At 45.8% G+C, this 13,590-nt stretch carries 6 protein-coding genes; all 6 read right to left on the reverse strand.

The features are described from left to right. Positions 1-65 precede the first annotated feature (65 nt). The 6 genes from E0496_RS18550 to E0496_RS18575 all read right to left on the reverse strand — a co-directional run bounded on the left by E0496_RS18550 (position 66) and on the right by E0496_RS18575 (position 13,504). Positions 66-7,877 carry an Ig-like domain-containing protein gene (locus E0496_RS18550; protein ID WP_141503235.1) on the reverse strand — a complete coding sequence of 2,604 codons (7,812 nt, stop codon included), beginning with the start codon at positions 7,875-7,877 and terminating at the stop codon, positions 66-68. A 127-nt stretch (positions 7,878-8,004) separates the two neighbouring features. Further along, the gene (locus tag E0496_RS18555) at positions 8,005-9,555 is read right to left on the reverse strand and encodes an extracellular solute-binding protein (RefSeq protein WP_241674878.1); all 1,551 of its coding nucleotides are present in this window, start codon (positions 9,553-9,555) and stop codon (positions 8,005-8,007) included. Between the two features lie 91 nt (positions 9,556-9,646). Further along, the gene (locus E0496_RS18560) at positions 9,647-10,552 is read right to left on the reverse strand and encodes a carbohydrate ABC transporter permease (RefSeq protein WP_141503370.1); all 906 of its coding nucleotides are present in this window, start codon (positions 10,550-10,552) and stop codon (positions 9,647-9,649) included. 15 nt (positions 10,553-10,567) lie between these two features. After that, on the reverse strand, positions 10,568-11,467 hold the full coding sequence (locus E0496_RS18565) for an ABC transporter permease (protein ID WP_141503237.1): 900 nt from the start codon (positions 11,465-11,467) through the stop codon (positions 10,568-10,570). A 354-nt stretch (positions 11,468-11,821) separates the two neighbouring features. Then, positions 11,822-12,670, reverse strand: coding sequence for a formylglycine-generating enzyme family protein (locus E0496_RS18570; protein WP_141503238.1), 849 nt, complete (start codon positions 12,668-12,670; stop codon positions 11,822-11,824). A gap of 195 nt (positions 12,671-12,865) precedes the next feature. After that, a complete protein-coding gene (locus E0496_RS18575) occupies positions 12,866-13,504 on the reverse strand; it encodes a glycoside hydrolase family 11 protein (RefSeq protein WP_141503240.1) in 639 nt (212 codons plus the stop codon). Between the last annotated feature and the right edge of the window lie 86 nt (positions 13,505-13,590).

Below are 13,590 nucleotides of genomic sequence, written 5' to 3' on the forward strand. Positions count from 1 at the left end.
AAATGGATAAATGAATGAAACAAAACGAAGATCCGCAGACCTTCGTTTTGTTGTCCCGCATCAGGTTAAATCTCAAATACGACTGTTGGATTTGTGCTAATCGCAGCTACGATTTCTTTGTATACACCTCCATAGGTCATGCCAAACGTATACGTACCCGGCAATAACTCCTTGCTGATCTCGCCTCCGGCTGTAGTTCCCACCGTCTGCCAGCTTCCCGCATAGTAGCTCGCGCTGCCGCCGTCTATTAGATTGCCCTGGCTATCCTTTAGCTGCACCTTGACCTTAACCGTCTGGTAGGCAACCACGGGGTCATTGCCTACATGCTGTACTTGCTCCCTATACGTCCCTTCATAGGTCATGCCGAAGGTATAAGAACCAGGAAGCAGTTCTTTGCTGACTTCACCGCCAGCCGTACTGCCCATCGTCCGCCAGCTTCCTGCATAGTAGCTTGCAATTCCACTATCCATTAGATTGCCTTGGCTATCCTTCAGTTGCGCCTTAACCTTGACAGTCTGAAAGACAACCACAGGGTTAATGCCTACATGCTGTACTTTCTCCCTATACGTCCCTTCATAGGTCATGCCGAAGGTATAGGAACCAGGCAGCAGCTCCTTGCTGACTTCACCGCCAGCTGTACTGCCCATCGTCCGCCAGCTTCCTGCATAATAACTTACACTTCCGCTGTCCAACGGATTGCCTTGGCTATCCTTCAACTGGGCCTTAACTTTGACCGTCTGAAAGCTAACCGTACGGTTAGTTCCTGTATGTTGAACTAGCTCCTTAGAAGTCCCTTCATAACTCATACTAAACGTATAGCTTTTTGCAGGAAGGCTCTTACTTGCTCTGCCATCAGCGCCCGTCACACCAAAGCTTTTCCAGCCCCCATCATAATAGGTCACGCTGCCCCCGCTAAGCGGATTGCCATTGCTGTCTTGAAGCTGAACGCTCACGGATGACGTAGCCAGCGTAAAAGCAATTTGCTGGGAAGGCTCAACGTTTCCTGATCGATCCGTTGATCTATAAATAAAATCAACAGCACCTTGTTCATCGAACGTTACGGGTGACGTGTACAGCTGCCATGTTGTTCCGTTATCCAGACTGTACTCCGTCTTCGCTACACCCGACAAACTGTCCGCGCTTGCCAGTGTGACGATGACCGGGTTCACATAGGAGCCGTTAGGTCCATCCGGCGCAGCAGGCGATAACGACGCTGTTGTTTGTGGAGGCATCGTATCCGTGAGGACCGGCCGAACTTCTACATCGTCCAGATAATAGGTATCGAGTGCTGAAGGTAAATCTGTGAACATGTACATTGCCATATTCGTAACCGTACCTGTCTCTTGAAGAGTATAAAGGCCTTCTAATCGCGTCCAAGACGAGGAACTTAATGGTTGAGTTGTAAAAATTATTTTTTGCTTCGTTACACCATCTAACCTGTAAGTCAATCCGATCCGCAGCACCGCGCCTGCTGTGGATTCTGGAGCCAATTTCACCCATGCCGAATAATAGTACTCCTTTTCTTTCTGAATATTAGCAGGAAAGTTGATGCTTCCAAAAGGGTTTGTCTTGGTGATCTTTAAAGACTGGCTTCCGCTGTGAGCCTCAAGCGAACTGAGCGTTCTTAAAATTTCCCATCCAGAATATAGCGGTGATGTCCCCTCCATGCTCGAATCGTTGATCAAGTTGTTGCCAACTAAAGGAGCAAGTACCGTAACGACAGCCGATGCTGATTTTCCGCCTTTTGCTGACGTAACTGTAATTGTAGCTGTACCGGCACTGTGGGCACGCACAGTCCCTGTCGCATCAACCGAAGCCACATTAGGATGATCAGAGCTCCAAGTTACTGCTTTGCTCGCATCCGCGGGCAATACCGTCACGGCAAGCGCTTCGGATTGACCCAAGGTCAGGCTTAGTGAGGTTTTGTTCAGGCTAACCCCAGTAACTTCAATCCAACTCGTACTTCCTTTGAAATAAGCCCAATCCGTCAGAACACCCGTTAGTAGCGCAGGTTTGTTCGCATTCCCAAGCAAGCTGCCAGCTTGGGTTCCAATCGATATTTTCGTTCCCACACCGACGCTTCCGGCAAATCCATAGAGTTGGTCCTTTCTCATAATTCCTTCCGTCAATACTCTACCAGACTGTCCTGGCGCAATCGGCTCTAGTGTAATGCCTATGAAGCTCTCAGCAGAATCAGCTGGTGTCATTAAGCGCAATGTCGTATTATCGGCGTCAAATGCAACAGCTGCAAATCTAGGAATGCCAACTTGTGTTTGATTCAGCAGCGTCATTTGTTTATCCGGCACCTGCGGATAGTACTCGTTTGCAGTTACGTTATATTCTGCCGCATAGCCTGAAGTGCCCAATGCGCCATTTATGATATCGATAATATATGCATTGGTTTTTTCCGTATAATTTTCATTAAACAGGATCGTTTTGGTCGTGCCGTTCTCAAAGAGCACCTGCAACGTTTTCGGATTGACTGTAAGATCCCCGAGCCTTCTTCCAAGCGTATTATTCACTTGGATGTTGGAACTGATGCCCACTTTAATGCCCGAGATATCCCAATAGCCGTATAAGTAACCCTTCAGGCCTCCTCCCCCATCACGGGTGATATAAGTGCCCAAAATATCCTCCACTGCATTCCCGCTAACCTTAACATTGGAGCTGCTGCCCGTGGAGCTGCTGAACAACGCCAGTGCCCTTCCTCTGTGACCATCTGCATAACCGATCGGCGTGCTGTTATTGAAAGTCACGTTATAGTCCGCATGATTGGCATACTGGTTCTCAGGCTTTTGTGAAATCCAAGGGGCGTCATTCTGTAACATGTATGTTCCCACAAATTCACTGTTATTGAAGATAACTTCATCCTGGGTTCCGCTTCCTAAGGACTGGATCGTAATCGGGTTTGACGTTACCGTTGACACAATTTTGCTGTTATTGATGACATTGATCTGTGGTTCCGTGAAATCCTCTCGATTGTGCACGTACCAGCCTGTAGCCTTGGAAACAAAGGTGCTGTCATAGAAAGTTTCAGATACACCACTTCCTGAACCATAACCCCACGCATGAGAACCGTTACCGCTAATGCCTCCCCACACCTGTGCTGGATCAAGATCCGCTAGAGGTGTTACCCCAGGATTCGCAGCCACCCAGCTCTTCCGGTAGTCGACCGCTTCCAGATTTCCATAATGCTCAATATGAACATTTCGTACAATGTGGACAGCATCTTTATTTTTGCCGCTATCCTCGCTGTGAAGCGGATATCTCATGTTTTTGGCCGTAATCGTCAGGTTCTCTAGATTGGCTGTACCCTTCAACCACAAGGTCGATTGTTCAGTGATTTCACTATTGCTAGCCGATGCGCTGTTCTCTCCCTTTAGCCAAACAAGATCTCGGTCTGTGCCACGGAGAGTTACATAAGGCTTAACCACCCAATTCTTATCGGTATACACGCCAGGATAAATCAGAATCACATACTGCTTCTCAGAGCTGCTATCCATAATGCTCTCGTTCGCCAGCTTCGGCGAGAGAAAATCACCTGTTCCATCGGGCTTCACCGTTAACGTTACCGTTTCGTTTGTTCTTTCGATGACGGTTACCGTACTGGTGGCCGTTTTACCGCTATCCACGCTTATTGCCGTAATTTGAGTGACGCCTAAGCTTCGTCCATACACGTTTCCATATGCATCTACAGAAGCCACTTCGGGATCATCGGAATGCCAGACTACCGCTTTGTTAAACGCATCGACTGGCTGGATGACAGGCAGCAACGTTTCCGTTTTACCTTCCATAATCGACACCGAGCTCTTGTTCAGGCTCATATCCGTCACATATATCCAAGCAGGCGTTTCTTTATAGGTAACTGGCCTAACTTCTACATCATCCAAATAGTACATATCATTCTCAGCTGGCGTGTCAGTAAATAAATACATTCTGACATTCGTGACGTTCCCTATTTCATTAATGGTATAGGTGCCGCTAACCTGTTTCCATTCCGTACTGCTTAGTGCTGGGCTCGAGAAAGGACAGAGCTGCTTACCTACACCATCTACGCTATAAGCAAGACATAGCCTGATTATTTTCCCAGGATTCAGATTAGCTTGCAGCTTAACCCATGCGGAATACTCATATTCCTTCCCTTTCTCGACACTCACTGGAAACTGAACGCTTCCGTGTTGGTTGGTCTTCGTGACTTGTAAAGAGTATTCTCCGCTATGTTGCTGCTCCGTGCTCCGCTCTCTTATCGTCTCCCATCCGATTGGAACTACATCCGCTTCCATACTTGCATTCGAAACCATGTTATTCCCTTTTACGGCTACGCTTGCCGCTGTGTCCAGCGTGATGGCATCAATACCAAAGTGCCCTACTGCATTCGTTGGAATCACTTTGATTTGTTTGATCGTTCCGCTCCATGCCGAATGATGACTCGGGTCCCACACATACTCCCTGAAGTTCGCATCATTAGGCATCACATATGTCGTCAGCTTATTTAGCAGATTCCATTCCGAGGATTCGGAAGTTTTGAAATACACGCTCGCTTCATTACCGCTTGTGTCATTCCTAAGCTTTATTTTAACCCTCTTAATTGCGGAAGCAGGAAAGTTAATGTTATCTGGCGAGATCAGCTCAGGCTCACTGCCCGTCGAGGTTGCTTGATAGATTCCGCTTGTTGCCTGGCCTCCCGTCACTTGATTGTTAGTCGTCCAGCCCTCCAGAGTGTTAAACTCCCAAACCTTTGAGGCGGTATACATTTCAATCATTTCAGCAACGGGGTCCCAATTCACAACATACCCGAACGCTTGATTAAAGAAAGCGGCCGGGATCAAAAGCTCACCCGATGGCTGCAATACAGGAGTACGCTCCAGTACGATACTTTGATTATCTTTATAGGCTGTTAGTTGACCAACCTTAAATCTATAGATGTGATCGTCTTTCACGCCAATTAGGGTTTGTGTCGATTGCTCCCATTCCGTACTGGCACCGATCAGCTTCAGCATTTCCCCTGCTGGAACCATGACCGCTTGATTAACCAGAGCTGGTTCCTCATAGAACTGGGCTTTCACACCGTCAACTTTCACATGAATACCTGTATCAGGCGAGTATACAATTCCAATGGAATCGATGCTAAAGTCTCCAATAACCTTCATTGGATCAAACCGAATCTTTCGAATAACTCCGTCCCAGTTGGCATTCTTCCACATATCGACCACATAATCGGTATAGCCCGTTTCGTTCTTTTCCACAAAAAAGCTTACGGATTTGCGTTCATTCCAGTTACCATCCTCATTGGTAATAAAGAACACCTGACCTGAGGAGTTTTTATTGCTCTTCATTCTAATTTTCAGATAGGGATGATCAGAGGCCTGAATATTCAAGTAGTCCGCTGACCTAATGCCAGGATCAATGTCAATCGCTGTTCCTGAGTAGGCACCTTCGCTAACCTCATCATTGATGACCTGCTTCTCCAAACTCCAGCCCTCTGAATCGCCATCCGTGTCGAAACCCCAGAACAACCCGTACTCGTCCGTCACAGCTGGTGGTACTGGGGACTTTAATGTCAATACTCTACCTCGCGGGTGCAAGATGTTAATTCTGTCCTTCTGCGCTTGCGTTGGCTGTAAATCCAAATGCGCTGTACCACTTGTGAATACGTTCCGGATAGCATCAAGATAGCCAAAGCCCGTTAGACCTGCAGGCATAATAAAATGTCCCTCTCCAAGCTCGTTCCAATTATCGAGCATAACCATCTTCTTGCCCAAGCTGCCCGCTGGCAGCGATGGCTGCAAGCTATCCTTTGCCCACTGTGCAACAGCTTGGAACTCCGATGGAGTCGCGTAATAGCCTTCTTGGCCTCCCCATGCCAAATCATTTCTTCCCATACTGATCATCGGGAGCGCATCGATGATGCCTGTATCACGCTGGGCAGTCATATAAGATTTCTGTACCTCCGCATGCCCGCCCATACTGTCCCAAGAATAAGCATAGACAGCATCGAATCCTGCCTGCTTTCTATCGCTCAAGGATATGGGGTCCGACGCTGAAGTGGTGATCAAGAGTATAAGGTCGTCGAACCCTAGCGCTTTAACAGCGTTTCTTAAGTAATCCATCTCGGCTTTTACAAGTTCCAAGCTTTGCGTGCTGCCTCCGAAATCCCGTTTGAGAGCGTTAAGGCTATAGATCGATAAGACTGGTTTATTATCCATCACCATATAACGCGGATCCTTGAAATAATATTCGATCCAGTATGGCACGATATTCGTACGGAAGTCTTCGCTATCCTTCGCTTTGGATGCACCATTTTCCCACATAATGGCGAACTTCGTTTGATTGCTATATTTGGCATTGAAAAACCCATCATGAAGCGAGTTATGCAAATAAGGCTCTTTAATCGGTACGCCATCTCCGAAAGTCGGTCTAAACCAGCAAGAGACTTGGTAATCAATGCCGTGCTCAACCATCCATTTAATTTCCCAATCCGCCGTCTCTGGATTTCCCTCGTCATAATAGCCCAAGTAAGGCTCTCGCTCCGGGTAAGGCGTAATCGTATCCCAACCGAGATGATTTCCTTCCCTCCAGATCGGACAGCCCTGAATACCGACCGCCTGATCAGATGAGATTACAGGATTCGGAGCAGGCACATAATCGACAGGAAGCGGTACATCTTCGTATAGCAGAATATCATCCAGCCACATCACACCTTGTGCTGCGGCAGCTGTCTTAAATGCGATCCCGTCCAAGCTTGCCGAACTGGCTGTAAGCGGAACTCCCTGCGCTTGCAGTTTCCCATTTACGTAAATATCAGCCGTGGCATCATCCAAATTCACCTTCACCTTCACTGCATACCAAAGATTAGCCATATAATCATAAAAGGGTACAGGCTGACCTACATCATTAATGTAGGAGAGCTTGCCGCTTTCGGTTACTAGCTTCATAACGGTCGTGCTGCCGCTTACAAGCTCTGCCGAATATCCGTCTTGCTTTTGCGGAATTAAAAGCTTGTATTCAAAAACCGTATTCGCCGAAGTAGGCGGCACGCTTTTCTTAAGGCTCATCTCACCAGTCACCCCAGTTGAGTTCAGTTTGAGACTGAACACATCTGGTCGCACAGAGCTTCTCATTTCCTCTACCGCAATCGTTCCGCCAGCTGCAACGGTCTGCCAGTCTTCAGGCAGGTTACCCGGCATGAGGGAAATGAACCTCTCATTGACTGCATAACCCTTGTAGATTTTAATAGGAGCGATGAACATATCGCCTTTCGAAGACGCGCCTGTTTGGATCATCACATGATCGAGACTGGTTACTGCATGCTTGAAGCTTGCATTTGCGGCTTTAAGAACACCGTTGATGTACACATCCACCGAATTTGTGTCAATATTCGCAATGACTTTCACACCATACTCCGTACCTGCAGTATAGGATTGCAAAGTCTGTATATCCCCGTTGGAGGTTTCTAGACTAAGCTCCCCATTGTGTGTCACGATACTTACAGCCTCTGTATCGTTACTGCTCAGCTGCCATTTGACGCCATCCATGATCGAGGATAGCTTGAATCGATATTCCATCGTGATAGCGCCTTCATTTTGCTCGATGAACGCTCTGCGCATAGATACTGGCAACGTGGTATTGGTATCGCTCATTTTGAACCAGTTCAGGTAGGAAGAGGAAAGACTCCCCCCCGCTTTGCGGACATCCCAACCAGAAGGCAGGACATCCATCGTCTCGTTATGGGTAAAGGAAAAACTCTCGTCAACCAGATAACCGCTCTGTACGGGGACATCCTCCGCTTTCGCGATAGTCGATTGTACAACATAAAAAAGAAGCATTAGCATACAGGCAAAAACAATCTCCCCAACGGCCCATTTCCTCTTGATCATAAATGATCACGCTCCTACTCGATTTTTATTGCATCCATTCGGCAAATCTCAAACCCAAGCTCCCCCTTTCACTTGCTTTACATAAAACTTGGAACCGAGTTACGAGTAGCCCGGTTCCAAGTTTTTATTACTGATTTTGTGCTTTCCACGCGTCGAGCTGCTTCTGAGCTTCGGCTTTAATTTTGTCCAAGCCAGCTTCATTCAAACGTTGCTTCATTTCTCCCAAAAATTTATCATAATCAGACATTGAGCCTGTGATTAGAATAGGAAGCAATTCCGTATATACCGCATTTACTTGAACTGTTTCCGATTTGACGGCTTCCCCATTGAACAGAAACCCGAGGATTGACGACGTTTTTGCTTCATTATTATTTTTTTGCATTAACTCAAGAGATGCCTTGGAATTCCAGCTGGAATCCCACTGATCCCAGAGAGGTCCGAGCCAGTTATGCCAAATCGCCCAAGTTTGTTCCGCTCCGCTCTTCGCATCTACGGAGATATCATCCGTGCCGGCACCAGATTTAACCGTATAGTTCTTTCCTTCTAGCCCAAAAGCAAGCGTGTTGGATAGCTCTTTATCTTTCCAGACGAGATTGAGCAGCTCCATTGCTTTTTCTGGATTTTTTGACGTCTTGCTGATGGCCGTTGCAGCTCCCACCATATTACTTGTGGATATGATTGGATAATAGACAAGCGATTCCACCGTCGGGAAACCAAAAAGGGCTGTCGATTTCGAACCATCCTCCGAATAACCGCCTGAATCACGCATGACCGCATATTTCCCAGACTTAGCTTCAGCCGTGAAGTCCGTTTTAACTCCGGCATCCTTGGCTACATACCCTTTCTGATAATAGTCATGCATAGTCCGATAATTGTTGACGTATTGGGGAATATCAATTTCAAATACGAGCTTGTTTGCTAGTTCATCATACCGAATCCCTTTGGTTACAATGGTATGATCACTAATAAAGTCACCCGCTGCTGAAACGGTTTTCGTGACAAGCAATGGCGTTATCGTAGGCTCATTCTTCTTGATCGTTTCTAAATACGGCTCAAGATCCTGCAAATTTTTGATTTGCTTATAATCCACATTGTACTTCTCTACCAAATCTTTCTTAAATACAATGCCCTGCGGCGTGGTAAAAGGTGACTGCGATGGAACCGCCATAATCTTGCCATTATACGTGACGGCTTTCCAAGCACGCTCATCCACTTTAGCGAGGATATCCTGTCCATATTGCTTCAAGAGATCATCCAGTGGCAGGAATGCACCTTTCTGCACGTTCGAATCGATTGGATTCGTCCAGTTTGCAGTAAATACAAGATCGTATACTTCACCAGAGGCAGACATCAATTTCATTTTGTCTTCCCAGCTTGCTGCATCAATAAAGGTAAAGTTCAGATTTGCGTTTACAGCTTTATTAATCGTTTTATTCGCTTCCGCTTCAATCGCTTCTTGATCCTTCATCGTATCAATCGGTTTCCGCATATACCAACTAACATTGACTAGCTCTTTCGCTTTCTCGGCTGTTTCAGTCGTCTTCGGTTCTGCAGTAGCTGCATTCGTGGCATTAGGCGCATCATTGTTACCCGAGCTGCACCCGCTAAGAACCACTGTACCCACCATCCCCATCATAATCATGCTGCTTACCAGTTTCTTTGTCTTTTTATTTCCCATACTCACAAACATGCCTCCCTTAAAATATGATGTTTTTTTATATATAACAGACACATGAGGAAGATCCATGCGCTGGAAAACCCTTTTTTCACTATCCTTTTACCGATCCGACCGTCAGGCCTTGCACGAAATAACGCTGAAAGAAAGGAAAGATGACCAGCATCGGTCCTGCGGCAAGAATACACATCGCCATCCGCGCGCTTAAACTCGGCACTTGCTGTCCTGGCTTAACCAGACCGTATTGTATCGCTTCCGCACTATTCAAGAACTCCATGTTGCGCAGCACACGAATGAGTAAATATTGCAGCTTCATCTTATCCTCATGATCAATGTACAACAGAGTCAGCCACCAGTCATTCCAATACTGCAAAACCAGGAATAAGCCGAGTGTCGCCAATGCTGGTTTACTAAGGGGAAGCACAATGCGTGTGAAAATGGTAAACTCGGTTGCTCCATCTATTTTGGCTGATTCAAATAGAGCATCAGGAAGCGTTTGCAAGAAGCCCCTCATTAACAACACATGCCAGCCTGTGATAAGGAAAGGCAGAATGAGGGCCAAGAGGTTATTTTTCAAATCAAGCCAGCTGACCATCAAAATATAGGAAGGAACCAAACCGCCTTGAAACAGCATCGTAAAGAACACAAAAAATGAAAGCTGTTTGCGGTAGGCATAATCTTTCCTCGAAATGGTGAAGGCGAAGCTTGTTGTAATCCACAGCCCTGCCACAGTCCCCACTAGCGTTGTGAATATCGTCACCACATACGCATTGAGCAAGACACCAGGATTATGAAGAATAACTTGATATGCCGTCAAATCGAACTGCTTCGGCAGAATCGAATACCCTGACAAGAGGATATCCGTTTCATTCTGAAAGGAGGTTCCTATAATAACTAGAAAGGGATACAAACAAGCGATACATACAACGATAAAAATACCATGAATAATCCATGTACTGAGCTTAGAGGGTGAGCGGGTGTTAGATAACCGAGGTGTCATCATGAGACATTCTCCTTAAAATAATGAATTTTCACGATTAATTTTTCTCACGATATAATTCGTCAATATGACCAAGGTGAAACCGACCGTAGATTGGAAGAAGCCAGCTGCTCCAGCCATGCCAATATCGCCCATATCGACTAAAGATCGATAAACGAAGGTGTCAATTACATCCGTCGTTGAATACAGAGAAGACGAATTCAGGGTTACATTATAAAATAATCCGAAATCGCTATAGAAAATTTTACCGATCTGTAAAATAACCATCATAATAATAATCGGTTTAATGATCGGAATCGAGATGGAAATCGCCTGCCGCAGCTTGCCTGCCCCGTCTATTCTGGCCGCTTCATAATACTCCGAGTCCACGCCCATCAGCGCCGCATAATAGATGACTGCTCCGTACCCAAGTCCTTTCCATACCGCTCCGATGATGAGAATAAAAGGCCAATATTTCGGCTCGTTATACCACATAACCGGCGCAATTCCAAACATCTCCAATCCCTTATTCAGAACGCCATATTCCATATCGAGGAGTGCGCGGAAGGCAAACCCTGCTACTACCCATGAAATAAAATAAGGAATGAACAACACGGTCTGGTAAACCTTCACAAATCGCTTGCTGATCTCCCGAAGCATCAGTGCAAATGTGACTGAAATCATCGTACCTAACGCAATGAACGCCAAGTTATAGAGCAGTGTGTTTCTCAGCACGCGTTGTATGACATCGCCCTTAAATAGAAACTGAAAATTGTCAAATCCTACCCACGGGCTATTCCAAATCCCAAGATCATATTTATAATCTTTGAAGGGAAGCAATAACCCGTAAAGTGGTACATAGTCAAAAATAAACAAAAGCGCGATACCCGGTAAAGCTAATAAGGTTAAACTGAAATTCTTTTTAAATGTTCTCATGTACCTGCCCCTTCTTGTTGGAGTGACTGTGATGATTGCGTTTGCGATACCCTTACTGTAGATAATCGAGCCCTGAATGTATATTATGAAAACTGTCTTTACCTTGGAAAAATGACTTTCTTGCCGGGGGAATGGGCTGCGATTCCTGCCGTTGTATTCGAAAATTGCACAATCGCTGGTCTGATTGGAGTTAGTGAAGACAAAAAGAGCTCAAATGGCTGCATAGCAGTCATCTGAACTCTTTAGACATGCATGGATTCTCGAATCCATTTATGAGTTTATTCGTTGGAATTCTTCATCTATATTGCTCTGTTAAGCAACGTAGACTCAAAACTAATTTCGGGATGTTATCCTTTATTCGTCGCGACTCACACGAAAGCCTTGATCGGGTCCCATGCCATTCGCCTCAAAATTGCTCAGATAAGATAACTCGCCAACATCGCCTAACCAGCCTCCGCCCTTCACAACTCGGGTAGAGTTACTATTGCTTTCCGAGTCTCCATAACCATTCCAGCACCATTCCCTTACATTTCCTGACATGTCGTAAAGCCCTAACTCGTTGGGCTTCTTGGCACCGATAGATTTTGTTTGGTTATGGTTGTTTTCTACCAAAGGCCAGTTCCATTCTCCTGATAACATTTTATCTCCAGCGTTTTTCCAATACCATGCTACATCATCTGCATGATTGCTTCCGCTGTAAATGTAACTCTTGCTCTTCTGACCTCCACCTGCTGCATATTGCCACTCTGCTTCTGTCGGCAATCGATAACCATTAGCTCCTGTATTGATCGTCACCGTCCATTTTAAATGATCGTTTTCACTTGTATTTTTCGGATCCTTTTTATTCTTGTCTATAGTGTAATACGGTGTTAAGCCTTCTTTTATACTTCTATGGTTACAGTACTCCACAACGTCATACCAACTCACCATTTCTACTGGCAAATGGTCGCCTTTAAATTGTGAAGGGTTACTCCCCATGATCTCCATCCACTCTTTTTGAGTTACTTCATATTTGCTAATATAGAAGTTCGATAAGGCTACTTTCTCCCCATAGTAGTTGGACTTCTTGTTCATAAACGGTCCGCCCTTGACCAAGACAAAGTTATCAGGCTTATCATCCAAAGTTTTATTGTCCTTTTCCTCCGAACAAGCGCTGACAACAACCATGATTGCTAGGATAAAAAAAACGATGAGTTTTCTCATTGTGATATCTCCTTTAAACTTTAAGGCAAAACGATAGGCCATGATGGACTACAATTCGCCTCTGGCAACATGGAGAACCGTTCACCTTTCGGGAAACGGTCCTCCATGTGCCCAACGATGTCAAACGGTTAAACACTTTCTCCACACACTAGATTCATCGGGCGCCCATCCGTTGCCCTGCTTGCAGATGACCTGCTACCACACTGTAACATTAGAGCTGCCACTGCTTTGATATCCTTCTGTCGCTAACACCTGGTAGGACCAACTGCTTCCCAGGTTCATGCCTTTACTCTGCCATGCACTTACGTGGTTGCTAAAAGTAATAGCGACGTTACTGCCTGTCGCTCTCTTAGATTGGCGGACACTCCAGAACTGGGTGAACGTTTTTGTTCCGTCAATGGACGGCGCGTTGACTCGTTGAGTCGTATAAATATCATAGGTTCCTCCGTCACTGGAGACCGTTCCTTTAAATGTTCCTGTAGGTCTATAAGTGCCCCAGCTATCAACAACGTAATATTCTATGAGTGAGTTTCTTGTCCATCCATAAAGAGTCAAATACCCATTGCCAGACGGCGCCCAGACGCCGGCATTATAGTTAATTGTTCTAGTTGGCGATCCGGTATTCCAGCCTTTACCCACAACAAAATTTCCGGTGTTTGACCAGCTAACACTGTAATTCCCGCCAGATCCATTCGTAGCATTTACTGTCCCGCCACCATCGGTCCAATTTTGCCAGTAGTCTGTAGCTGCACTTGCGGATACTGCAAACAAGCTGGAAATACCCATTGAGGCTGCAATCACTAGCGTAACGACTTTCTTTTTTAGCTTAAACATAAATTACCTCCTAAAATTTTTGTAGTGGTTACTGCTTGCCTACATGCGACTTGAATATTGCCTTTGATTACGTAACTTGCCCTGTT

The sequence above is a fragment of the Paenibacillus luteus genome (assembly GCF_006542765.1).
GTDB lineage: Bacteria > Bacillota > Bacilli > Paenibacillales > Paenibacillaceae > Pristimantibacillus > Pristimantibacillus luteus.

Bases quoted from the DNA above. Each gene is read 5' to 3' on its own strand.
- E0496_RS18550 (WP_141503235.1), bottom strand. From the start codon at position 7,877: ATGATCAAGAGGAAATGGGCCGTTGGGGAGATTGTTTTTGCCTGTATG.
- E0496_RS18555 (WP_241674878.1), bottom strand. From the start codon at position 9,555: ATGGGAAATAAAAAGACAAAGAAACTGGTAAGCAGCATGATTATGATG.
- E0496_RS18560 (WP_141503370.1), bottom strand. From the start codon at position 10,552: ATGACACCTCGGTTATCTAACACCCGCTCACCCTCTAAGCTCAGTACA.
- E0496_RS18565 (WP_141503237.1), bottom strand. From the start codon at position 11,467: ATGAGAACATTTAAAAAGAATTTCAGTTTAACCTTATTAGCTTTACCG.
- E0496_RS18570 (WP_141503238.1), bottom strand. From the start codon at position 12,670: ATGAGAAAACTCATCGTTTTTTTTATCCTAGCAATCATGGTTGTTGTC.
- E0496_RS18575 (WP_141503240.1), bottom strand. From the start codon at position 13,504: ATGTTTAAGCTAAAAAAGAAAGTCGTTACGCTAGTGATTGCAGCCTCA.